The 23,841-nt window shown below is 64.4% G+C and carries 21 protein-coding genes; 17 read left to right on the top strand and 4 right to left on the bottom strand.

Going from position 1 to position 23,841, the window contains the following annotated elements; all coding sequences use genetic code 11:
• The first annotated feature begins 25 nt into the window (after positions 1 to 25).
• From atpD to CJ028_RS06325, 4 genes are read left to right on the top strand one after another with little or no spacing between them, the layout of a single operon-like run.
• Entirely contained in the window at positions 26 to 1,489 is a 1,464-nt protein-coding gene (gene atpD / locus CJ028_RS06340; RefSeq protein ID WP_105034430.1) for a F0F1 ATP synthase subunit beta, read from the top strand.
• 2 nt (positions 1,490 to 1,491) lie between these two features.
• Entirely contained in the window at positions 1,492 to 1,764 is a 273-nt protein-coding gene (locus CJ028_RS06335) for a F0F1 ATP synthase subunit epsilon (protein ID WP_092340869.1), read from the top strand.
• 16 nt (positions 1,765 to 1,780) lie between these two features.
• Positions 1,781 to 2,608, top strand: a complete 828-nt coding sequence (locus CJ028_RS06330; protein ID WP_105034429.1) for a YaaA family protein — start codon at positions 1,781 to 1,783, stop codon at positions 2,606 to 2,608.
• Positions 2,605 to 3,648 carry a malate dehydrogenase gene (locus CJ028_RS06325; RefSeq protein WP_439099032.1) on the top strand — a complete coding sequence of 348 codons (1,044 nt, stop codon included), beginning with the start codon at positions 2,605 to 2,607 and terminating at the stop codon, positions 3,646 to 3,648. Before CJ028_RS06330 ends, CJ028_RS06325 begins: the two co-directional genes overlap by 4 nt.
• A gap of 21 nt (positions 3,649 to 3,669) precedes the next feature.
• On the opposite strand, the gene CJ028_RS06320 is transcribed toward CJ028_RS06325, so the two are convergent.
• Positions 3,670 to 4,182 (bottom strand): methylated-DNA--[protein]-cysteine S-methyltransferase, encoded by a 513-nt coding sequence (locus CJ028_RS06320; RefSeq protein WP_105034428.1) that lies wholly within the window; start codon positions 4,180 to 4,182, stop codon positions 3,670 to 3,672.
• A gap of 113 nt (positions 4,183 to 4,295) precedes the next feature.
• Here CJ028_RS06320 and CJ028_RS06315 point away from each other — a divergent pair, with 113 nt between their 5' ends.
• The 4 genes from CJ028_RS06315 (at position 4,296) to CJ028_RS06300 (ending at position 10,559) form a co-directional block, all read left to right on the top strand.
• Positions 4,296 to 5,258, top strand: a complete 963-nt coding sequence (locus tag CJ028_RS06315; RefSeq protein ID WP_105034427.1) for an aldo/keto reductase — start codon at positions 4,296 to 4,298, stop codon at positions 5,256 to 5,258.
• A gap of 155 nt (positions 5,259 to 5,413) precedes the next feature.
• Complete coding sequence (locus tag CJ028_RS06310) at positions 5,414 to 7,147, top strand: ABC transporter ATP-binding protein (protein WP_105034426.1); 1,734 nt, start codon at positions 5,414 to 5,416, stop codon at positions 7,145 to 7,147.
• Positions 7,144 to 9,120, top strand: coding sequence for an ABC transporter ATP-binding protein (locus CJ028_RS06305; RefSeq protein WP_105034425.1), 1,977 nt, complete (start codon positions 7,144 to 7,146; stop codon positions 9,118 to 9,120). The genes CJ028_RS06310 and CJ028_RS06305 overlap by 4 nt, the downstream gene beginning before the upstream one ends.
• A 92-nt stretch (positions 9,121 to 9,212) precedes the next feature.
• Entirely contained in the window at positions 9,213 to 10,559 is a 1,347-nt protein-coding gene (locus tag CJ028_RS06300) for a DUF4192 family protein (RefSeq protein WP_105034424.1), read from the top strand.
• 75 nt (positions 10,560 to 10,634) lie between these two features.
• On the opposite strand, the gene CJ028_RS06295 is transcribed toward CJ028_RS06300, so the two are convergent.
• Positions 10,635 to 12,065, bottom strand: a complete 1,431-nt coding sequence (locus tag CJ028_RS06295; protein ID WP_105034423.1) for an aspartate aminotransferase family protein — start codon at positions 12,063 to 12,065, stop codon at positions 10,635 to 10,637.
• A 3-nt stretch (positions 12,066 to 12,068) separates the two neighbouring features.
• The gene (locus tag CJ028_RS06290; RefSeq protein ID WP_105034422.1) at positions 12,069 to 12,551 is read right to left on the bottom strand and encodes an Lrp/AsnC family transcriptional regulator; all 483 of its coding nucleotides are present in this window, start codon (positions 12,549 to 12,551) and stop codon (positions 12,069 to 12,071) included.
• Positions 12,552 to 12,674: 123 nt separating this feature from the next.
• On the opposite strand from CJ028_RS06290, the gene CJ028_RS06285 reads away from it, so the two are divergent.
• The 7 genes from CJ028_RS06285 (at position 12,675) to CJ028_RS06255 (ending at position 20,064) form a co-directional block, all read left to right on the top strand.
• Positions 12,675 to 14,111, top strand: a complete 1,437-nt coding sequence (locus CJ028_RS06285; RefSeq protein WP_105034421.1) for an aminobutyraldehyde dehydrogenase — start codon at positions 12,675 to 12,677, stop codon at positions 14,109 to 14,111.
• Between the two features lie 105 nt (positions 14,112 to 14,216).
• Positions 14,217 to 15,020, top strand: coding sequence for a PP2C family protein-serine/threonine phosphatase (locus tag CJ028_RS06280; protein ID WP_439099031.1), 804 nt, complete (start codon positions 14,217 to 14,219; stop codon positions 15,018 to 15,020).
• 72 nt (positions 15,021 to 15,092) lie between these two features.
• Entirely contained in the window at positions 15,093 to 15,476 is a 384-nt protein-coding gene (locus tag CJ028_RS06275; RefSeq protein WP_105034420.1) for a PadR family transcriptional regulator, read from the top strand.
• A complete protein-coding gene (locus tag CJ028_RS06270; protein WP_105034419.1) occupies positions 15,473 to 16,006 on the top strand; it encodes an HAAS signaling domain-containing protein in 534 nt (177 codons plus the stop codon). The genes CJ028_RS06275 and CJ028_RS06270 overlap by 4 nt, the downstream gene beginning before the upstream one ends.
• 23 nt (positions 16,007 to 16,029) lie before the next feature.
• The gene (locus CJ028_RS06265; RefSeq protein WP_129590399.1) at positions 16,030 to 16,383 is read left to right on the top strand and encodes a zinc ribbon domain-containing protein YjdM; all 354 of its coding nucleotides are present in this window, start codon (positions 16,030 to 16,032) and stop codon (positions 16,381 to 16,383) included.
• A gap of 13 nt (positions 16,384 to 16,396) precedes the next feature.
• Complete coding sequence (locus CJ028_RS06260; RefSeq protein WP_161498907.1) at positions 16,397 to 16,993, top strand: FHA domain-containing protein; 597 nt, start codon at positions 16,397 to 16,399, stop codon at positions 16,991 to 16,993.
• Between the two features lie 107 nt (positions 16,994 to 17,100).
• Positions 17,101 to 20,064, top strand: coding sequence for an FtsK/SpoIIIE domain-containing protein (locus CJ028_RS06255; RefSeq protein ID WP_105034416.1), 2,964 nt, complete (start codon positions 17,101 to 17,103; stop codon positions 20,062 to 20,064).
• Here the strand turns inward: CJ028_RS06255 and ald are convergent.
• The gene (gene ald / locus CJ028_RS06250; RefSeq protein ID WP_105034415.1) at positions 20,061 to 21,176 is read right to left on the bottom strand and encodes an alanine dehydrogenase; all 1,116 of its coding nucleotides are present in this window, start codon (positions 21,174 to 21,176) and stop codon (positions 20,061 to 20,063) included. The genes CJ028_RS06255 and ald overlap by 4 nt on opposite strands.
• 251 nt (positions 21,177 to 21,427) lie before the next feature.
• On the opposite strand from ald, the gene CJ028_RS06245 reads away from it, so the two are divergent.
• Together CJ028_RS06245 and CJ028_RS06240 are read left to right on the top strand one after the other, a co-directional pair.
• On the top strand, positions 21,428 to 22,642 hold the full coding sequence (locus CJ028_RS06245) for an ABC transporter substrate-binding protein (RefSeq protein ID WP_105034525.1): 1,215 nt from the start codon (positions 21,428 to 21,430) through the stop codon (positions 22,640 to 22,642).
• A complete protein-coding gene (locus tag CJ028_RS06240; protein ID WP_105034414.1) occupies positions 22,642 to 23,841 on the top strand; it encodes an ABC transporter ATP-binding protein in 1,200 nt (399 codons plus the stop codon). Before CJ028_RS06245 ends, CJ028_RS06240 begins: the two co-directional genes overlap by 1 nt.

The raw sequence follows: 23,841 nt of genomic DNA, 5'->3' as shown, positions 1-23,841 counted from the left end.
TCCCATGGGCAGAGAAGAGAGAGCAATGACTGACACCGCAATCGCGCCAGTCCGGGCGGAGGACACGGCCGGTTCTGTTGGCCGCATCGCGCGCGTCACGGGCCCCGTTGTCGACATCGAGTTTCCGCATGACTCGATCCCCGGCATCTACAATGCCCTAAAGACCACGATCACCATCGGTGACGAGTCGAACGAGATCACGCTTGAGGTTGCACTGCACCTCGGCGACGACCTGGTTCGTGCCATCGCGCTCAACCCGACCGACGGACTCGTCCGCGGCCAGGAAGTTCGCGACACCGGTAGCCCCATCACGGTTCCGGTCGGAAACGTCACCAAGGGCAAGGTCTTCAATGTCATCGGCGATGTCCTCAACGCCAAGCCCGGCGAGAAGATCGAGATCACCGAGCGTTGGCCCATCCACCGCAAGCCGCCGGCTTTCGACCAGCTGGAGTCCAAGACTCAGCTGTTCGAAACCGGCATCAAGGTCATCGACCTCCTGACGCCGTATGTTCTCGGCGGGAAGATCGGTCTGTTCGGTGGTGCCGGAGTCGGCAAGACCGTCCTGATCCAGGAAATGATCCAGCGCGTTGCGCAGGACCACGGTGGAGTGTCGGTGTTCGCCGGAGTCGGCGAACGTACCCGTGAGGGCAACGACCTCATCGCCGAGATGGAAGAAGCCGGCGTCTTCGACAAAACCGCACTAGTCTTCGGCCAGATGGACGAGCCGCCGGGAACGCGTCTGCGCGTCGCGCTCTCCGCCCTCACCATGGCTGAGTACTTCCGCGACGTGGAGAAGCAGGACGTCTTGCTCTTCATCGACAACATCTTCCGCTTCACGCAGGCCGGTTCCGAGGTGTCGACCCTGCTGGGCCGTATGCCTTCCGCCGTGGGCTACCAGCCCAACCTGGCCGACGAGATGGGTATCCTGCAGGAGCGCATCACCTCGACCCGTGGCCACTCGATCACCTCACTTCAGGCGATCTACGTTCCCGCCGACGACTACACCGACCCTGCTCCGGCGACCACCTTCGCCCACCTCGACGCCACCACCGAGCTGTCGCGTGAAATCGCGTCGAAGGGTCTGTACCCGGCCGTTGACCCGCTCACCTCGACCAGCCGTATCCTCGACCCCCGCTACCTGGGTGCCGATCACTACAACACGGCCGTGCGCGTCAAGGCGATTCTCCAGAAGAACAAGGAACTGCAGGAGATCATCGCGATCCTTGGTGTTGACGAGCTCTCTGAAGAAGACAAGGTCACAGTTTCGCGTGCCCGTCGCATTCAGCAGTTCCTCTCCCAGAACACGTACATGGCGAAGAAGTTCACCGGTGTCGAAGGTTCCACTGTTCCGCTCAAGGACACCATCGAGTCGTTCACGGCAATCGCCAACGGTGACTTCGACCACGTGGCCGAGCAGGCTTTCTTCAACGTCGGTGGCATCAACGACGTCGAAGAGAAGTGGGCTCAGATTCAGAAGGAGAACGACTAAGCATGGCGAAGTCGCTGTCCGTCAGCGTTGTCTCGGCCGACCACCAGGTGTGGACGGGCGAGGCGACGATGGTTGTCGCCAAGACCGTCGAGGGCGAGATCGGCATCCTGGCCGGTCACGAACCGATGTTGGCGATCCTGGCCGTGGGTGACGTTCGTCTCACCCTGCCTGATGGCTCCAAGGTTCTGGCCCAGGCCGAGGATGGATTCCTGTCGGTCGACAACGACATGGTCACCATCGTGGCCCGCAAGGCTGAACTCGTGGGTTCCAAATAGCCCGTCTGAACCACCAGTGCTGATACTGCTTCCGCCGTCGGAGACGAAACGCTCCGGCGGCGAAGCTGTACCTCTGGACTGGACCAAACTGGCCTACCCGGCCCTGAACGCGAAGCGTCGGGTGCTCGCGCGTGCGCTGGTCACCTTGGCGCGGCATCCCGAGGACGCCCGTACCGCCCTCAAACTGGGTCGCACCCAGTTGTTCGAGATCGACCGCAACCGCGAGCTGTTGGTGTCTCCGACCCTTCCGGTCATCGACCGCTATACCGGCGTGCTCTTCGACGGTCTGGATGCTGCCACCCTGTCGGCCGCGCAGCGCGAGTTCGCGCACGCCCACCTGGTCGTGCACTCCGCACTGCTCGGACCGCTCGCCGCCCTCGATCCGATTCCGGCGTACCGGCTGTCGCACGATTCGCGCGTGCCGAACGTGACCTTAGCCAGCCACACGCTAAAGCAGCACTGGAGCGCCGAGGTAACGAAGCTCCTCGGCCAGACCGACGGACTGCTGCTCGACTTGCGATCTGAGGCCTATGTGGCGTTGGGCGCGCGGCCCGAGCGACCGGATTCGCTGTACCTGCGGGTGGTCGCCGCCGGTGACGACGGCCAGAAGCGCGCCCTGAACCACTTCAATAAGAAGTCCAAGGGCGAATTCACGCGGGCCCTGCTCCAACGTGAACAGGACTTCTCGACGGCGAGCGAACTGATCGACTGGGCCCAGTCGGTCGGAATCCGGCTCGATCACGCCGCGCCCGGCGAACTGGAACTCGTCGTCGAGCAACATGTCGCCGCCCCCGGGCGCGCGGCCGCATCCACCATCTACACCGGGGTTAGGCTGGGCGCGTGAGTACAAACGCCAGCACCTTGCCCCCAGCGGTCAACATTCCCATTCTCCGGCAACCGGTCAACGTGACCGTTACCGGAGCCGGGGGACAGATCGGCTATGCGCTGTTGTTCCGCATCGCCGCTGGCGCGTTGCTGGGGCCAACGACGCCGATCCGGCTCACCCTGCTGGAAATACCCCAGGGATTGAAAGCAGCCGAGGGCACCGCGCTCGAGCTCGAGGACTGTGCCTTCGGCCTGCTGCGCGGCGTAACGGTCACCGACGACCCAACGGTCGCGTTCGACGGGGTCAACATCGCGCTGCTGGTCGGATCGCGGCCGCGAGGGCCGGGCATGGAGCGTGCCGATCTGCTGGGGGCCAATGGCCGCATCTTCGGGCCGCAGGGGGCAGCCATCAATGCCGGCGCCGCCGACGACGTACGCGTTCTCGTGGTGGGCAACCCCGCGAATACGAATGCCCTCATCGCCGCCGCACACGCGCCCGACGTGCCGAGTGACCGCTTCACCGCCATGACCCGGCTCGACCACAACCGCGCCGTCGGGCAATTGGCCAACCACCTTGGCGTGGCCGTTGGGGCGATTCACGGATTGACCGTGTGGGGAAACCACTCGGCCACTCAATACCCCGACGTGTTTCATGCCACCGCCGAGGGGAGAGCGGTGAGTGACCTGGTCGATGAGAAGTGGCTGGCCGAAAGTTTCATTCCGCGAGTCGCCCAGCGTGGGTCGGAGATCATCGCCGTGCGGGGAGGGTCTTCGGTCGCCTCCGCCGCCAACGCGGCCATCGACCACGTCGGAGACTGGGTCACCGGCCGCGGCGTTGACTGGACCAGCGCCGGAGTCATCTCCGACGGCTCGTACGACGTTCCGCCCGGGCTGGTCTGCTCGTTCCCGGTGCGATCCGTGGATGGGCAGTGGCGCATCGTGACCGGGCTGCAACGAAACGAATTCTCCCGCAGTCGAATAGCGGCCTCTGTTGCCGAACTCGTGGAGGAACGCGACGCGGTGCGGGCCCTGGGCCTGCTGCCATTGGGCCCTCGCTGAAGCGGTGGACTCACGGGTCGGCTACCGGTGGGCGATGCCCTCATGGCTAAGCAACCAGGCCTTGGTCGGGATGCCCTCTCCGGCGCTGTAGCCGGTGATCTGGCCACTCGTGGCGAGCACCCGGTGACAACCGATGATGATCGGCACCGGATTCGCGCCGACGGCTCCGCCGATGGCGCGGCCCGAACCCGGCCGGCCAATGTCGCTGCCGAGCGCGCCATACGAGATGACATCGCCGAATTTGAGGTCGGCCAGCCGCGCCCAGACGCTGCGCTGAAATTCGGTGCCATGGGTGAGGTGCACGGGCAAGTCGAACGACTGCCGGGTTCGGGCGAAATACTCATCAAGCTGTTCGGCCGCGCGCTGCAACACCGGGGAGGGCGCCTCTGGGGTCGTATCGAGCGGCAGCTGGCCATCGCTTTCGATGGAAAGAGAGAGAATGCCCTTGTCGTCGGCGGTGAGTTCGAGCCGGCCGATCGGGCTGGGAATGCGGAGTAGGTGCGGGGGCGTGAGTGCAGCCGGGATACTGTCCATGATTCGACTGTAGCTGCCACGTCTGGAGTCGCCTCGCGGGTTTCGGACATCGGTGCACACCTACCGAGCACCTGCGCCTGTGCAGGAGGTGGCCGCGCCCGTAGTCTGTAAGGATGGCTCAAATCGAATATCGCAGACTTGGCTCCTCCGGATTGACCGTCTCAACCATCGGGCTCGGGTGCAACAATTTCGGGCGCACCAACACCGCGTCAGAAACCCAGGACGGCACGACGGCGGTGATCGATGCCGCCTTCGAAGCCGGGGTGACACTGTTCGACACCGCAGATATCTACGGAGCCGAGCGTGGCCTGAGCGAAACGCTCATGGGACACTCGCTGCGCGGCAAGCGTGACCAGATCGTGCTCGCCTCGAAATTCGGTATGGACATGGGCGGGTTGAACGGTCCGGACTGGGGCGCGCGCAGCTCACGCCGGTACATCCGCTTGGCCGTCGAGGCGTCATTGCGTCGCCTGCAGACCGACTGGATCGACCTGTACCAGCTGCACGTTCCCGACCCGTCAACACCGATCGAAGAAACCCTGTCCACCCTGCACGACCTCATCACGGAGGGCAAGATCCGTTACATCGGTCATTCCAACCTGTCCGGGTGGCAGATCGCCGAGGCCGACTTCACCGCGCGCATGAATGGGCACCCCGCGTTCATCTCCAGCCAGAACGAATACAGCCTGCTCGTGCGCGACGTTGAAGACGAGGTATTACCGGCGGTGAACGCCTTCGGTCTCGGGTTTCTGCCCTTCTTCCCGCTCTATAACGGCCTGTTCACCGGCAAATTCTCTCGCTCTGGCGGGCCAGCAGACAGCCGCATCATGATGATCAGGCGCCATCTCGCCGACGATGCCCCGTGGGACGTGATCGAGCAGTACCAGGAATGGTGCGACGCGCGCGGCGTGACCATGCTGGCGGCGACCTTTGCCTGGCTTCTGGCCCAGCCGGGCCTGACCAGCGTCATCGCCGGCGCCACCAAGCCCGAGCAGATTCGTCAAAACGCGGACGCAGCGACGTCGTGGCAACCGTCGGTCGATGAGGTTGCCTACATTTCGAACCTCTTTGCCTGAGCGCAGCAGGTGAAGTTGACGCACGAGTCGGCGTTTCTGCGCAGAGCGCAGTACTTTGGTCGACGACGTCGCGGAAAAAGTGCACTGTTGCATCAGTGGTAGCTGCGCCGACCCATCCGGTTGGGCGGGCATCCGTCTTTTACTAGGAGAACTTCGTGCTGTGGTCCTTGCTCGTGCGTTACCTGCGTCCATACTGGCAGCTGCTTCTGGGGGTGGTTGTCTTTCAACTGGCCCAGTCCATCGCCTCGCTCTTTCTGCCCGCCCTCAACGCTGACATCATCGACGAGGGTGTGGCAACCGGTGACACCGATTACATCCTGCGAGTGGGCGGCCTCATGCTGCTGATCACTCTCGCTCAAATCATCTGCGCGATCGTGGCCGTGTACTTCGGAGCCAAAGTTGCCATGAAGGTCGGCCGGGACCTGCGCGGGGCCGTGTTCAGCCGAGTCGGTGAATTCTCGGAGCAAGAAGTGACCCGGTTCGGGGCACCCTCGCTCATCACCCGCTCCACCAACGACGTGCAGCAGGTGCAGATGCTCGTGCTGACCACCTGCACTCTGCTGGTCTCGGCACCCATCCTCAGCATCGGCGGTGTGATCATGGCGATCCGCCAGGACGTGCAACTGTCCTGGCTCATTGCGGTGAGCGTGCCGATTCTGCTCATCGCGGTTGGCCTCATCGTCGTGAAGATGGTGCCGCTGTTCCGCAAGATGCAGACCCGAATCGACACCGTCAACCGGGTGCTGCGGGAGCAGCTCACCGGCATCCGCGTGGTGCGCGCGTTTGTGCGGGAGGACGTGGAGGTGGCCCGGTTTGCCCAGGCCAACCGGGATGTCACAGAGGTGGCTCTGAGCTCCGGTCGCCTGATGGCGCTCATGTTTCCCATCGTCATGCTCGTGCTCAACGTCTCGAGCGTTGCCGTCATCTGGTTCGGTGCTTTTCGCATAGAAGACGGCTCGATGCAGGTGGGGACGCTCATCGCGTTCCTCAGCTATCTGATGCAGATTCTCATGGCCGTCATGATGGCCACCTTTATGGCCGTCATGATTCCGCGCGCGGCTGTGTCGGCGGACCGCATCGGTGAGGTGCTGGAGACCTCGTCCAGCGTCGTGCCGCCGGTCAACCCGGTGAACGCAACGGTCGGTCAGGGCGAGCTCGAACTTCTCGACGTGGGCTTCGCCTATCCGGGCGCGGAACAGCCGGTGCTGCGCAACGTGAGTTTTATCGCCCGCCACGGTGAGACTACCGCGATCATCGGCAGTACCGGCAGCGGCAAAACCACCCTGGTCAACCTGCTGCCGCGGCTGTTCGATGCGACGAGCGGCTCCGTGCTGGTCGACGGCGTCAACGTGCGCGAACTGAACCCCGACCTGCTCTGGGGCCATATCGGCCTCGTTCCGCAAAAGCCCTACCTGTTCTCCGGAACCGTGCGCAGCAACCTGCTCTACGGCAAACCCGATGCGACGGAGGATGAGCTCTGGCAGGCGCTTACCATCGCCCAGGCCCGCGAGTTCGTCGCAGAGATGGATGGCGGGCTTGACGCGCCGATCGCACAGGGCGGCACCAATGTGTCGGGTGGCCAGCGCCAGCGCCTCGCGATCGCGCGCGCTCTGGTGAAACGGCCGGAGTTGTACATTTTCGACGACTCGTTCTCAGCCCTCGACCTCGCCACGGATGCCCGCTTACGGCTCGCCCTGAAGCAGAGCACCAACGGTGCCACGATGGTCATCGTTGCCCAGCGGGTGTCGAGCATCATCGATGCCGATCAAATACTTGTGCTCGAAGACGGCCGCATCGTCGGCCGCGGGACCCACGAGCAGCTGCTGGATACGAATACCACCTACCAGGAAATTGTGTCATCTCAGCTCACCGCGGAGGAAGCAGCATGAGCGAGACCCACGCCGACGACAAGCCGGCTCCGCGTCCGCAACGCGGAGGCGGACCATTCGGCGGCATGAACCTGCCGGCCGAGAAGTCGATGAATTTCACCGCGTCGGGTAAACGACTGCTCGGCAAACTGCGCCCCGAACGCCTCTGGCTGGTGCTCGTGCTGGCCCTCGCCGTGATTAGCGTGACCTTCTCCGTACTCGGCCCGCGCCTTCTCGGTGAGGGCACCAACCTGATCTTCTCCGGCATCGTGTCGAAGTCACTGCCGAGCGGCAGCAGCCAGGCCGACGTGATCGCGGGCCTGCGGGCATCCGGCAACACCACCCAGGCCGACATGCTCAGCGGCATGTCGTTGACCCCGGGGCTCGGCATTGACTTTGCCATGCTGTCCACCGTGCTGTTCTGGGCGCTCGCCCTCTATCTGCTCTCGAGCGTGTTCAGCTGGATGCAGGCCTATGTACTGAACGGTGTCGTGCAGCGCACGGTGTACCGCCTACGCGCCGAGATCGAAGCGAAGATCAATCGCCTGCCGCTGAGTTACTTCGACAAGAAGCCGCGTGGGGAGCTGCTCAGCCGGGTCACCAACGACGTCGACAACATCTCGCAGAGCCTCCAACAGTCGCTCAGCCAGGTTGTGACGAGCCTGCTCACTGTCATCGGCGTGATCGTGATGATGCTCATTCTCTCACCGCTGCTGGCTCTGATCGCCCTCGTGACCGTGCCGCTCACGCTGGTGATCACGGCGTTCATCGCCAAGCGCTCACAGAAGCTGTTCGTGGCCCAGTGGGCGAACACCGGTGAGCTGAACGGTCAGATCGAGGAGACTTTCACCGGCCACGCCCTGGTCAAGGTGTTCGGCCGCCAGAAAGAGGTCGACGCCCGGTTCAAGCAGAAGAACGACGACCTCTACGAGACCAGTTTCGGTGCCCAGTTCATCAGCGGAATGATCATGCCCGCCATGACCTTCATCGGCAACCTCGTCTACGTCGCCATCGCTGTTGTCGGCGGACTTCAGGTCGCCTCCGGCGCTATGCAACTCGGCGACGTGCAGGCATTCATCCAGTACTCCCGCCAGTTCACCCAGCCGCTCGCGCAACTCGGGTCGATGGCGAACCTGCTGCAGTCGGGTGTCGCGTCCGCTGAACGTGTGTTTGACCTGCTCGACGCCGACGAACAGAGCGAAGACCCCGATCCCGCCGCGGAACCAGCCGCGGGCCGAACCGAGGCGCACGGCCGTCTGGTCTTCGAGAACGTGTCTTTTCGATACACCGAGGACAAGCCGCTGATCGAAGAACTCAGCCTCGTTGCCGAGCCCGGGCAGACCATCGCCATTGTCGGCCCGACCGGAGCAGGCAAGACGACACTGGTCAACCTCATGATGCGGTTCTATGAGATCGACTCCGGGCGCATCCTGCTCGACGGCGTCGATGTCGCCACCATGACCCGGCACGACCTGCGCAGCCGCATGGGCATGGTGCTGCAGGATACCTGGCTGTTCGGCGGTACCATTCGGGACAACATCGCCTACGGTCGACCGGATGCGACGGAGCAGGATATTCTCGCAGCCGCCACCGCGACCTACGTCGATCGGTTCGTGCACTCGCTGCCTGACGGCTACGACACCGTGCTTGATGACCAGGGCAGCAATGTGAGCGCCGGTGAGATGCAGCTGCTCACCATCGCCCGGGCGTTCCTCGCACAGCCAAGCGTGCTGATCCTCGACGAGGCGACCAGCTCGGTCGACACCCGCACCGAGGTGCTCGTGCAGAAAGCGATGAGCGCCCTCCGCGCCGAGCGCACTAGCTTCGTCATCGCACACCGGCTGTCGACTATTCGGGACGCCGACCTGATTCTGGTCATGGAGTCGGGGCGCATCGTGGAGCAGGGCAATCACGTGCAGCTGCTCGCCGCCAACGGTGCCTACCAGGCGTTGTACGCCGCACAGTTCGCCGCGCCCGTCGCCGATGAGGTCTAGCGCGGTTCCTCCACAACCCAGCGCCTGCCCGAACCATCCCCAGATTCGGGCAGGCACCGGCGGCGGTGCAGGCCTGCGAGCACAGTGGCGGCATGCATCCCACCATTGTCAAAGCCCAGAAGGCTCAGGACTTTCTGGCACTCGTTCCCCAGCTGCTCGGTTTCGTTGCCGAGTCCAGCGCCGTTCTGGTCGCGTTTCGTGGCAACCGCACCTGCGGCGCGCTGCGTTTCAACCTGCCCGAAGACGGCGCACCCCACAAGGTGTACAAACGTATTGCGACGACCCTTGCCGGAATGCTGTGCAAGATTCCCGGTGTCGACGCCGTCGTTCCGGTCATCTACACCGATGATTCCTTCACCGGTGCCGTCGGCATTCCTCGTGAACAGTTCGCCGACATTCTGAATCGGCGACTGGAGCTGAGCGGATTTCTGCTTCGCGATTCTCTGTGCGTTGCAGCGGATGCCTGGGGCAGCTACCTCGATCCGGACTGCCCGGCCGCCGGGCGTCCACTCAGCTTCATCACGGAGTCGCCGATTTTCGAGCCGGTGGGCCAGGCGGCAGCGCCCATAGCGCCGCGCCCGCTGGGCACCCTGCAGACCGGCGCCGACCCGATCGGGGTCAACCTGGCGACCAAGGAACGCCTGGCCCGCATCTACCGGCGGTATCGGCACCTGCTCGCGCGGGCCGAGAACGCTCCGGAGCTGTTTACCGCACTCAGCTTTGCCCTCGACCCGGTAGCGATCGCCGAGGAAGCGCTGACCTGGCCCAATCCACCCACCGAGGAAAACGCCGCAACACTGCTCGTGCTCGTGCAGTCCCCGCCGAACCGCGACCAGATCATGGTGCAATTTGCGTTCGGGCGTGACGAAGGCGTGCGCGCCCACGAAATCAACCAGCGGTACGCGCAGCTCCAACACGAAACCGGGCGAAGCCTCGACGACCTGGTGGCCGCAGAGATCGACTCCGGCGACCCGACCGCCGAGCACACCGGCGACATCATGCTCGGTCTGCAGACGGAACGACCCGACGTCGATCGCATTCGCATCGCGATTACCCTGCTGCGCACCGTCGTCGCCATGGCGCCGCGTTCGGCCAAGCCGGCGCCGCTCTGCATGTTGGCGTGGCTGTCCTGGGCACTCGGCAGCGGTTCCGTGGCCGGACTCTTCGTCGACCAGGCTCTTGCCATCGACTCGCAGTACAGCATGGCGACACTGCTGAACCTGCTTCTCACGTCCGGGCACCTGCCGGAGTGGGCGTTCGCGGTGCCGCGCTCTGATGACGACGATGATGATGACGACGCGGAGGGCGACGGCTACGAAAACTATGAGGATTTCGGCGAAGACGCTGCGCTCAGCGACGATGCCTTGTGGTTCTTCGAGGGCGAGAACGGGGAGTACGACGACGGCGAAGAAGACGACGCGCGGGCTGCTGACGGATGATGCGGGTGCAGCACTACGGCGACCCGGTCTCGCATCCGTTGGAATGCCAGACCGGGTCGCCGGTTGCACGGTGCCCTATATGTACTTCGGTGCCTCCGCCAGTACGCCGTGGAGGATCTCGCCGATCTCGGCGAATTCCTTCGGGCCCACGGTCAGCGGGGGAGCGAGCTGAATGACCGGGTCGCCTCGGTCGTCGGCGCGGCAGTACAGACCGGCCTCGTAGAGCGCCTTCGACAGGTACCCGCGCAGCAGACGCTCGGACTCCTCGTCGTTGAAGGTTTCCTTGGTTCCCTTGTCCTTGACCAGTTCGATGCCGAAGAAGTACCCGGCACCGCGCACATCGCCGACGATCGGCAGATCGAGCAATTTCTCCAGTTCCTTGCGGAACAGTGGCGAATTCTCGCGAACGTTCTCGTTGAGCTTTTCCTCTTCGAAGATGTCGAGGTTGGCCAGGGCGACGGCCGAGGAGACCGGGTGGCCGCCGAAGGTGTAGCCGTGGTAGAACGTCGTGTCGCCGTGTTTGAACGGTTCGTAGATGCGGTCGCTGACGATGGTCGCGCCGATGGGCGAGTATCCGCTGGTCATGCCCTTGGCGCAGGTGATCATGTCGGGCTGGATGTCATAGGTCGTCGAGGCGAACATGTTGCCGATGCGGCCGAATGCCGTGATGACCTCGTCGGCGACCAAGAGTACGTCGTACTTGTCGCAGATTTCGCGCACGCGCTTGAAATAGCCGGGGGGCGGCGGGAAGCAGCCACCGGAGTTCTGCACCGGCTCCAGAAAGACAGCCGCAACGGTTTCCGGGCCCTCGAACTGGATCATCTCTTCGATGCGGTTGGCGGCCCACTGGCCGAACACCTCCAGGTTGTCGCCGAGGCCGAGGCCGGGGCTCATTTCGTCGGCCCGATAGAAGTTCGTGTTGGGAACGCGGAAACCACCAGGGGTGACCGGCTCGAACATCTCCTTCATCGCAGGGATGCCGGTGATCGCCAGGGCACCCTGCGGGGTGCCGTGGTAGGCGACATTGCGGGAGATGACCTTGTGCTTGGTCGGGCGACCCATCAGCTTCCAGTAGTACTTGGCGAGTTTGAACGCGGTCTCGACTGCTTCACCGCCGCCGGTGGAGTAGAACACCCGGTTGAGGTCGCCGGGGGCGTAGCTGGCGAGCCGGTCGGCGAGTTCGATCGCATTCGGGTGGGCGTAGGACCAGATCGGGAAGAAGGCGAGTTCCTCGGCCTGCTTGGCGGCGACTTCGGCGAGTCGCTTGCGGCCGTGGCCGGCGTTGACCGTGAACAGACCGCTCAGGCCGTCGATGTACTGCTTACCCTTGGAATCCCAGATGTGGTGGCCCTGGCCCTTGACGATGATGGGTACTCCGGCGCCGGATTCCATCACCGACTGACGGGAGAAGTGCATCCAGAGGTGATCCTTGGCCTTTTGCTGCAGCTCGGCGTTGTGGGCGTCGCTGAACGCAACAGGCGTTTCGGTGGGTGTGGTTAGAGTCATTTTTTACCGTGTTCCCCAGTTATAGAACTGTTTGTGGAGTTTGAGATAAACGAACGTCTCGGTGGAGAGGACTCCATCGAGATTGCGGATCTTGGCGTTGAGCAGTTCGAGCAGTTCGTCGTCGTCTTCGCAGACGACCTCGGCAAGAATGTCAAAGGTGCCGGCCGTGAGCACGACGTAGTCCACGGCATCGATCGCGGCCAGCTGCTCGGCCAGCACGCGAGTATCGGTCGAAGCGCGAATTCCGATCATTGCCTGGCGAAAGAAACCCAGCTGCATCGGGTCCGTCACGGCGACGACCTGCATGACGCCCGAGTCAGTGAGTTTCTGCACCCGTTGGCGCACGGCCGCCTCGCTGAGACCGACGGCTTTGCCGATCTCCGCGTACGACCGACGCCCGTCGACTTGAAGCTGTTCGATGATCTTTTTCGACACATCGTCGAGCTGCGCCGGCTTGGGCGGGTGACCGCGCCTTTGTCCATTCATGCATCGATTGTGTCAGTCAAAATACACTTCGGCAAGCGAATCCGTCGCACATTATGCAAATCGCTGCGGATTTCATTTGTGAATCTGGGTACATCTCACGTTGAGATAGGTACACTGGGCCGCATGAGCGCCCCTGAATTACGCAACTTCATCGATGGCCGATACGTCGACTGCACCGCGACGGATCGGTTCGACCTCATCGACCCTGCAACCGAAACGGTGTACGGCAGCAGCCCGGTATCCACTGCGGCGGATGTGGACACGGCCTACCGGGCCGCAGCATCCGCTTTTGAAATTTGGGGCGAGACAACACCGGCCGTGCGTCAGCTCGCGCTGTTTCGCATAGCGGATGCGATCGAGGCGCGTGCCGAGGAATTCGCCGATGCCGAGTCCCTCGATACCGGCAAGCCCCGCGGAACCCTCGTGGACGACGAGATTTTACTCTCGGTCGACCAGATCCGCTTCTTCGCGGGAGCCGCGCGCAACCTCGAGGGTCGTGCGGCTGGCGAGTATATGACCGACCACACGTCGTTCATTCGGCGAGAACCGATCGGTGTTGTCGGCCAGGTCACTCCGTGGAATTACCCGCTGAATATGGCGGTCTGGAAGTTCGCGCCCGCGCTCGCCGCCGGTAATACGACGGTGCTCAAGCCCTCAGACACCACCCCGAGTGCCACGCTGCTGCTTGCCGAGGTGGCTGCGGAATTTCTGCCGGCCGGCGTGCTCAATGTGATCACCGGCGACCGCACCACCGGTGCGGCCATGATCGAGCACAAGACCCCGCAACTCGTGTCGATCACCGGTTCGGTGCGGGCCGGCATGGCCGTTGCGGCGGCTGCGTCGCACGACCTCAAGCGGGTACACCTGGAACTGGGCGGCAAAGCCCCCGTGATCGTGTTCGACGATGCCGATATCGAGCTCGCCGTTGCCGGCATTGTTGCCGCCGGCTTCTTCAATGCGGGCCAGGACTGCACCGCTGCCACCCGGTTGCTCGTGCAGGCCGGTATCCACGACGAATTCGTCGCCGCGCTCGCTGCCTATGCCAGGGACAACGCTCGCACCGGGGCACCAAGTGAGCCGGGAATCCTGTTCGGACCGGTCAACAACGTCAACCAGCTCGCCCAGGTCTCCGGTTTCATCGACCGGCTGCCCGACCACGCCGTACTCGAACTCGGCGGACACCGGGTCGGCAGCACCGGCTATTTTCACGAAGCGACCATTGTGAGTGGTCTGCTGCAGACGGATGAGGCGGTGCAGCAGGAAATTTTCGGCCCGATGATGACCGTGCAGCGCTTCACCGACGAGGCCGAGGCGCTGCGGTGGGCGAACGACGTGCAGTACGGCCTGGCCTCGTCGGTATGGACGCGCGATCACGGTCGAGCGATGCGCTTTGCCAAGCACCTGGACTTCGGTTGTGTCTGGATCAACACGCACATCCCCATCGTCGCGGAGATGCCGCACGGCGGTTTTAAACACTCCGGCTATGGCAAGGACCTCTCCATGTACGGGTTCGAGGATTACACCCGGATCAAACATGTGATGAGCTACATCGGACACTAGGCGGTGCATTGGGGTCAAGCGGTGACGTTATTATGGTCCCAGTCCTTCGGTGAACGTTGGAACGGCGGGGGCGACATCGTGCCCCACACTCGGAAGGCACCACCCGTGACCCAGATTGGTCAAGGTTCGACCGAATTTCGCGTCGAACTGCCCAGCGTCGCAACGACGTTAACGCTGGCGTGGGCCGCCCTGACCGATGTCGGTCATCGCCGCGAGGTCAACGAAGACAGCCTGCTCGCCGTACCGCCGCTGTTTGCCGTCGCGGACGGCATGGGCGGGCACTCGGCCGGTGACGTCGCCAGCGCTGCCGTGGTAACCAGGCTCGCCGAGCTCTCCGGAACGCTCGTGGCCGAGGCCGGTTCGATCGATCGGGCCCTCGCGCTCGCGGTCGAGGATATGGCGCAGGGCGTCGGTGTGACCGACCAGGGCACCGGAACCACGGTGACCGGTGTCGCGTTGGCGCTGGTCTCGGACGCCGTCAGCTGGATCGTGTACAACATCGGCGACTCCCGGGTATACCAGTTGACCGACGGAGTGCTCGAGCAGGTCACCAACGATCATTCGGTCGTTCAGGAACTCGTCGACGCCGGGCGTATTACCCGGGAAGAGGCCGACGTGCACCCGCACGGCAACATCATCACTCGCGCCGTCGGCTTTCACGAGCCTCCGATTCCCGACTACCGCATCCTGCCGATTCAGGTCGGCATGCGCATTCTGGTCTGCTCCGACGGGCTCACCAAGGAGCTCACCTCCTATGGAATCCGGCACTTTCTGCTCGAAAAGAAGCTAGCAGCGGATGCCGCCCGGGCGATGGTCGAGGCGGCCCTCGACAACGGCGGTCGCGACAACGTCACCGCGATCGTGGTCGACGTACTCGCGGTAGAACCGTACGAGGTGTCTCAGGCCTGAGCTCAGGCACTCCGGCTTGCGGGTATGCACAGCTATTAGGTTTTACCTACTACCTGCCCTAAGGTAATAGCTATGACGCAACCACCGAATACGCCGTCAGTGCCGCAAGACGCGCAGTCTCTGCGCGGTGTGCTGCCCATGCTCATTCTGAGCCAGCTGCGACTTGCCGAGTCGTACGGGTACGAGCTCGTGGTGAGGTTGCAGAACATCGGCCTGAGCGACCTTGCGACCGGCACGGTCTACCCGGTGCTGTCGCGGCTCGAACAAGACGGTTCCCTTACCAGCCGCCTGGTGGCATCCACTGCTGGCCCGGCACGCAAGTATTACTCGCTCAGCGAGGCGGGGCAATCAGCCCTCGTGCTCGCCACGGCGCGCTGGCACTCCCTGACGGCAATCGTGCAGACGGGCCTCGGCGCCACCCCCACAGGAGCTTCAGCCGGAGAGGACAAGAAATGAACACGCAAACCATCGAGGCCAGAATAACGTTTGGAGTCTGGCGTCGCCGCGAGTCCTATCTGTTCCGGCTCGACCTCTGGCTGGAAGAGTCCCTGTCGTCGCGCGAACGCCGATCGATCCTACGCGAGATTCGCGACAACATCACAGTGGATGCCGCAGCCCGCGGCATCGACGCCGCCCTGGATTCGCTCGGCTCACCCCGCACCCTGGCCCGAAGTTTCGCCGAAACCGGCCGCGGCAGCCGGCCCTCCTGGAATCGGGCGATCTACTGGTTCACCGGCCTGCTGATGCTCTGGTGGACAATGGCCTTCATCTACACGGCCGGCATGCTGTCAGCCCTACTGGACACCGGAGCCGAGTCGGCCGAGTCATACTTCCTTGGGCTGCCAGTATCGGCCTTCAACCGTGGGTCCGGAATCGGGATCAGCTGGGAAGCCTCCTCTGTCGTCGCCTACATTCCGCTGATGGTCATGGTCACTGCGGCCATCATCGCCGGAAAGCTCTGGCGCGTGCGGATCGGCCGCCGATAGCCGGCGCAGTCCAGTCGCGTATTATGGAACGAGTGAATGAGACCCTGCCACAGTGCCCTGAATGTTCCAGCGACCTGACCTACGAGATGGGCTCACTGCTGGTGTGCCCGCTCTGCGCCCACGAGTGGTCGAACGAGCCGGTCGACGAAGAACAGGAAGCCCAGGTCAAAGACGCCTTCGGAACCGTACTAACCGACGGTGACACCGTCTCGATCATCAAGGACCTCAAGGTCAAGGGCCAGTCATTGTCGATCAAGGTCGGCACCAAGGTTCGCAACATTCGTCTCGTCGACCCGGTCGACGGCCACGACATTGACTGCAAGGTCGATGGTTTCGGGTTCATGCAGCTCAAGTCCAGCCTGGTCAAAAAGGTCTAGGCCAAGTACGATCGTGACGTGTCAGATTTGCGGGGCCTGGTTGCCGGCCTTGGCCATGTTCTGCGGCGAATGCGGCAGTTCCCGCACAGCCACCGTGGAGTCACGTAAGCGTCCGGACCCTCGCCCCAACGACACGACGATCATTGCGCGCCTGCCGCGCGCGCCCGTCGTCATTTCTGTACCGATTCCCGCTGAGGTGCCGGCTCCGGTGCGGGCCGTGGCCGTGGTGACCGCTGCACCAGCCGCAGCACCGTCCGCGCTCCCCGCCGCGGCGCTGCCGACCCGGGCGACCTTTGTGTTGACCTTCAGCACCGGTCAGGTGGTCTCCGTGCAGGGCTCCGGCCTGATCGGCCGCAAACCCCTGGCCCAACTCGACGAGATTTTCGACGAACTCATTCGGGTAGCGGATGCCGACCGCTCGGTCTCGAAGACTCACCTCGAGTTCGGCCAGCACGACGGTGAGTTCTGGGTCAGCGACCGAGTCTCGGGCAACGGCACCGTCATTCGGCGCCCCGGTGAAACGGCTGAGGCGCTCGAACCGGGGCGACGGTACGTTCTGCCGCACGGAACCCGGGTGGAAATTGCCGACCACTCGTTCAGCATCAGCTAAGGGCCGATCAGCTGGGCCTCCTCCTCCACACCTGCTGTCAGCGCCGATTCTGCACCGACAGTCCTGTCGCGGATGTTCCTGGGTCGGCAGTCTGGTCTGCTGGTTGCGTGTCCACCGTCGATGAAACCCTCGCGTTGCCGCCCGCGCCGGCCGCTCTGCCTCCTTCGGGGTTTCCCTTGCTCGCCAGCGTTGCGCCCCTGGTTGCTGCTGGGCTGATCTGGATGATCACCGGATCGGCCTTCGCGCTGATTTTCGCCGTTCTCAGCCCGATCATCGCGGTGGCCAGCATGTTCGATTCCAAGCGCTCGGGCGGCAAACGCCGCCGGGTCGAATCGGCCGCGCACGCCGAAGCCCTGGCGCTCCTGCGAACGGTCATCATCGACCGCCAGGCCCGCTGGCGCGATGAAGCTTGGCAGCACACGCCATCGGCCCGAAATATTGTGCTGGGGAATGCTGCGGCCGCGCGCTGGCGCCAAACGGATGCCACGCTCGTTGCGCTGGGCGTCGGCCCGGCCCCGAGCGGTATCCGACTCGGGGGTGCGAGCGAGCCGAACGAGCACCGGGAACTTCGGGAGTGGGCCGCAACTGTCACTGGCGCTCCGGTCGTCGTCGACCTGACACCCGGACTCGGTATCGTCGGACCGATGCCGCTCGCGGCGGGCGTTGCCCGCGCCGTGCTCGTGCAACTGTGCTTCGCTCTGCCGCCGACCGACCTGGGCGTCGCAATCGCGGCCCATGCCCAAGCCACCGACTGGGACTGGGCGGCGCAGCTGCCGCAGGCCGGAGCAACTCAGCGCCGGCTCACGCTGCTGCTGCGAACCGTCACCGCCGCGCATCCGCTTCAGGGCGAACCTGATCGCGGTCGACTGCTTCTGGCCGTGGCCACGCGGCTCGAAGACCTGCCCCCGGGCTGCGGAACGGTCGTGCGCATCGCTGGGCCAACCAGGGCACAGATCATTCGTGCGCCCAATCGCGCGCCGCCCCTCGACTTTTGCCCGGAACTGCTCGCCCAGGCCGAGGCGATCGACTTTGCGGTGGCCCTCACCGAGCAGGCCCGTGCCGCCGGGATGGCCGCGGACGCCGGATCGCTCCCGACCACGGTCACCCTGGCGGAACTGCTCGAAGGCGGCACCGATGCCCCACCGATCACCCGGGTGACAGCCACGCCGAGCCTCGACTGCCTCATCGGTATCGGCCAAGACGGTCCGGTGCACGTTGACCTGGTGCGTTTCGGGCCACACGCCGTGGTCGGCGGCACCACCGGCAGCGGCAAGAGCGAGCTCCTGACCACCTGGGTGGCAGCGCTGGCCGCGGCCTATTCGCCCGGCCAGGTGAACTTTCTGCTGGTCGATTTCAAAGGCGGCGCGGCCTTTCAACCACTCGCTCGGCTGCCGCACTGCGTTGGCCTCATCACCGACCTCGACGCAGCCACGGCGACCCGGGCACTGGCCAGTCTGGGAGCCGAACTCCGCTACCGAGAGCGCACGCTCAGTTCGGCCGGGGCGCGGGACGTGACCGACGTGCGCCTTACGCATCCGCTGCCCCGGCTGGTCATCGTCGTCGATGAATTCGCCACCATGCTGGGGCTGTTTCCCGAGCTGCACGCCCTCTTCGTCGACATCGCCGCCCGTGGTCGCTCGCTCGGCGTGCACCTCATTCTCTGTACCCAACGACCGGCCGGGGTAGTGCGGGACGCCCTGCTGGCCAACTGCAGCCTGCGCCTGTCCTTGCGGGTGAACAACCGTGCCGACAGCCAGGCCGTGATCGGCACGGATGCTGCGGCCGAGTTGGCCCCGAATCAGCCCGGTCGGTGCCTGGTCGCCACCGAAACCGGAGACCCGGTGCTCTGCCAGGTCGCGACGACCCGGGAACTCGACATCGCCGGCATCGCCGCCGCGCCACTGTCAGCACCGTCAGCACCACCTGGATTCGCCCCGCGACGTCCCTGGCTCGATGCGCTCCCGCCGAGGGTCACTGCGGCCGACCTGGCGAGCGCGGCGGCGGCGGCATCCGGCTATCCGCTGGGGTTGCTCGACGAACCCGATCACCAGCGGTACCGCGTGTTCGCCTACGATCCCGAGATCGACGGGCACCTGCTCGTCATCGGCGGGGCTGGTTCGGGCAAATCAGCCCTGCTGCACACACTGGCTGTGGCAGTCGCCGCCAGCGCAGCCGAAACTCACACCGGGGCACACCTCGTCACCGCCGACGTCGAATCGGCCTGGGACGCCCTCGCCAGCCTCAGCGCCAGCGTGGAAACCGGGCAGCAGACCTCGGCCTCACCCCGGGTAGTACTGTTCGACGACTTTGATTCCGTCTGCGCCCGCTGGCAGCCCGACCACCGGCTGGCCGCCGTTGATTTGCTCGTCGGCCTGCTGCGGGACGGCCCGGCAGCGGGGGTGCACGTCGTTGTCGCCGTGCAGCGGCACACCAGCTTGGTTCCCGGGCTGGCTGCACTCTGCCAGAGCTCCCTGCTGCTGAAACTGCCGAGCGTACAGGACCACCTCGCGGCCGGTGGGCAATCGGCCAGCTACACGGCAGCGCTACCGCCGGGCGGCGGAGTCTGGCGCGGCCTGCGCCTGCAACTGCTGGCGCCCGACCCCACCCTCGTCGCTCCTTCAACCACGGGGCCCACCACGCTGCCCACCGCGCTGCCCGATCCGCTTCCCACTGGTGGCCCGCTCCTGATCGTGTCCTCGTCGCCGACGAGCGCCGCCACCCGACTGCGCACCGTCCTTAGCGTGCCCGTGCTGGAACTGACGGGAACGAGCGGGCCGGCGGCATCCACTCTGCTGGTCTCGGGAGAGGCCGGCCAGACGGATGCTCCCGTTCAGCTGATCGTCGTCGGTGACGCCGAAACGTGGCAGGCGCACTGGACATTGCTGGCCCGGTTGCGGGGCCCAACGGCAAACAATGCCGCGGCCAGCCTGGTCTTTGACCGGTGTAGCTTGTCGGACTTTCGGTTGGTCAGCCACCGCCGGGAGTTGCCGCCGCCGTTGGCGCCCGGGCGGGGGCGGGTCTGGGTGTTGCACCCCACCGGCGAGGTGACCAGGGCGATCCTCCCCGGCTAGAGCAGCACTTCGGCGACAGACTGGTGCGGCAACCCGTGAGCGAGTGCCACGGGAGCGCTGGTCAGCCGCCCGGCGAAAGTGTTGAGCCCCTGGGACAGGGCGGAATCCGCGCGCAACGCATTGACCCAGCCGAGCGTGGCGAGTGCGCGCACATAGGGTAAGGTCGCATTCGTCAGAGCATAGGTCGACGTGTGTGGCACAGCGCCGGGCATGTTCGCGACGCAGTAGAACAGCGACCGGTGCACGGTGAAGGTGGGATCGGCGTGCGTGGTGGGATGACTGTCGGCAAAGCAACCGCCCTGGTCGACGGCGATATCCACGAGCACGCTGCCCGGCTTCATGCGCGATACGAGTTCGTTACTGACTAGTTTGGGGGCTTTGGCGCCCGGAATGAGAACCGAACCGATGACCATGTCGGCCTCGACTACGGCCTTGTCGATCTCGAAGCTGTTCGAGGCGATGGTCTTTACCCGCCCGAAATACAGGGCATCGATCTCGCGCAACCGAAACAGGTTGGTGTCGAGAACCGTCACCTCGGCGCCGAGCCCGAGCGACACCTGCATCGCGGCCGTACCCGCCACCCCACCGCCGAGCACGGCGATCTTCGCCGGGTGGGTACCCGGGACGCCGGGCACCAGCAGGCCGGGGCCGCCGTTCGGCTTGAGCATGGCATTGGCCCCGACGATCGGGGCGAGGCGACCGGCGACCTCGCTCATCGGCGCCAACAACGGCAGGGCCCGCGAGGCCAACTGCACGGTTTCATAGGCGATAGCCGTGACGCCGCTGCCGAGCAGGGCCCGGGTCAGCTCGGGTTCCGCGGCAAGATGCAGGTAGGTGAACAGCACGAGGTCGGCGCGAAAATAGCCGTACTCGCTTTCGACGGGCTCCTTGACCTTGAGCAGCAGGTCGGCGGCCGCCCAGAGGCTCGCGGCGTCCGGCAGAATCGTTCCACCGGCCGCGACATACTGCTCGTCGCTGATGGAGGAACCGGCGCCGGCGCCGGACTGCACGAGCACGTCGTGACCGTGCAGCACGAGGTCATGCACCCCCGCCGGGGTGATCGCGACCCGAAACTCGTTGTTCTTGATCTCGGTGGGAATGGCGATCCTCATGGTGTTCCTTTCTCAAGGCGCGCTCCTCGGTCGAGGTTCAGCGCCGCTCATCGCCACCACCCTAGTCGTGGCGCACCGATGATTTCGAGGGCGAATGTTGCAAGTTTGTGCTGATTTCGTGACAAATCGGTTCCAAGATCAATGTTTTGAACTCTTTCAGGTATTTTTACCACCGATATGTGCAATTATCGACCAACTCGCAATGCAGCGAGTTCGACCGTGTGCGTGCCCAGAATGCTAGGAGAACCATGATGAAGTCCAAGCCGCTGCCCGCCGATCCCATGATTCGCCAACTCATCCGCCAGGCGCAGAACGCCCAGCTGGGCCGTCGCACACTGCTGGCCGGCGCCGGTGCCGGCGCCACGGCTCTCGCGCTCGCCGCGTGCTCCACGGGAGCTGCGCCCAAGCCCACCGCTGCGACCGACACGTCAGCCACCGACAAGACCATCCGCTGGGACAACTGGGCGCTCTACATCGACGTCGACGATGTCGGCAATTACCCGACCCTCGACGCGTTCAAAGCGCAAACCGGCATTTCGGTCAAGTACACCGAAGCCGTCGACGACAACAACTCCTACTACGGCAAGGTCAAGGACCAGCTCGCCCTCGGCCAGGACATCGGAGCCGATGTCGCCTGCCTGACCGACTGGATGGTCAGCCGCATGATCCGCTTCGGCTACACCCAGGAACTCGACCACGCCAATATCCCCAACCTCGCCAATCTGCTGCCGTCACTGCAGAAAGTCGACTTCGACCCGGGCCGGGCCATGAGCGTTCCCTGGCAGGGCGGATTCGCCGGCCTGGCCTGGAACAAGGAAAAGTATCCGCAGGGCCTCAAATCGGTTGAAGATCTCTGGGTTCCCGAGCTGAAGGGCCGCGTCGGCGTACTCTCCGAAATGCGCGACACCATGGGCCTGATCATGCTCGACCAGGGCGTAGACATCTCCGGAAAATGGGGCGAAGAAGAATTCACCGCCGCCATCGACGAGTTCAAGAAGCAGGTTTCCGACGGCCAGATCCGCAATATCAAGGGCAACTCGTACAAGGAAGACCTCGCCAACGAAGACACCCTCGCCGCCATCGTTTGGTCAGGAGACATCGTGCAGCTCAACGCCGAAAATGGCGATAGGTGGGGTTTCACCGTTCCCGAAAAGGGCGGCACGCTCTGGAACGACAATTTCGTGGTGCCGATCGGCTCGCCGGGCAAGAAGAACGTCGAAGAACTCATCAACTACTACTACGACCCGGCCGTCGCCGCCGAGGTCGCCGCCTACGTCAACTACATCACTCCCGTCGTCGGCGCCAAGGAAGCCATGATGGCCATAGATCCGACCCTGGCCGAAGATCCGCTAATCTTTCCCGACGAAGCGACCCTCGCCAATGCCTACGTCTTCCGGGGGCTCGACGGCACCGAGGAGCAGACCTTCAACGGACAATTCCAAGCCATTCTGCTGGGCGCAGCCTGATGGCCGCTGGTGCGTTCGCTGATCGTGGCGCCGACCTGGAGCTGGTCGGCATCGAGAAACGTTTCCCCGGGTTCACCGCTATTGAAAATCTCAACCTCACCATTCCGGCCGGGTCCTTCTTCGCGCTGCTTGGTCCCTCGGGCTGCGGCAAGACGACGACCCTGCGGCTGGTCGCCGGTCTCGAAGAGCCCACTAGCGGCCGCATTCTGATCGGGGGAACGGATGTGACCAATCAGAAATCCTTTCAGCGCCCGGTCAATACCGTGTTCCAGAGCTACGCCCTGTTTCCGCACATGACCGTGCTGGAGAACGTCGCCTTCGGGCTGCGCCGCCGCAAGATCAATGATCCGGTGGCCAAAGCGCACGAGGCGCTGCTGCTGGTGGAGCTCGATCACCTGGCGCACCGCAAACCGCAGCAGCTGTCCGGCGGCCAGCAGCAGCGCGTGGCCCTGGCCCGCGCCATCGTCAACCGGCCGGCACTGCTTCTGCTCGACGAACCGCTCGGGGCCCTCGACCTCAAGCTGCGCCGCCAGATGCAGCTCGAGTTGAAGACCATTCAGGAGGAGGTCGGTCTGACCTTCCTGCACGTCACTCACGATCAGGAGGAGGCCATGACCATGGCCGACACCATCGCGGTCATGAACAAGGGCCGTATCGAGCAGATGGGGGAGCCGCAGCAGCTCTACGAACTGCCCAAGACCGCCTTCGTGGCGAACTTTCTCGGCCAGTCCAACCTGTTCACCGGTCCGGTCGTGTCCACCACGAGTACCGCGATCGCCGTGGACGTTTCTGGGCAGAAGATCGTGGTGCCGCTGGGTCGGGCACATCGGGTGTCTGGCGAAGTCACGATCGGTGTTCGGCCGGAAAAGCTGACCCTGCACAAAGACGCGCCCATCCACGACGCCGGCCGCAACGTGATGGGTCCGGGCCGGGTCATCGACGTGTCGTTCAGCGGGGTCAGCACGCAGTACCTTGTGGCGGTGCCCGGCGTCGGCACACTCGTGGTGTTCGCCCAGAACATGGCCTTCGGGCCGGCCGCGCACGTCGGAGCCCAGGTCTGGCTCAGTTGGAACGTCGAGCACGGCTTCGGACTCGACGACGATCCAGCGGATGCTCCACGGTTCGAAGCGGACCTCGACACCAAGACCATCGCACAGCAGCGCCGGTCGTCGCTCGTCACGGAGCTTGAGGAGGCCTAA

The sequence above is a fragment of the Cryobacterium aureum genome, from assembly GCF_002954245.1.
GTDB lineage: Bacteria > Actinomycetota > Actinomycetes > Actinomycetales > Microbacteriaceae > Cryobacterium > Cryobacterium aureum.
This window is presented reverse-complemented; position numbering and strand designations above follow the sequence as displayed.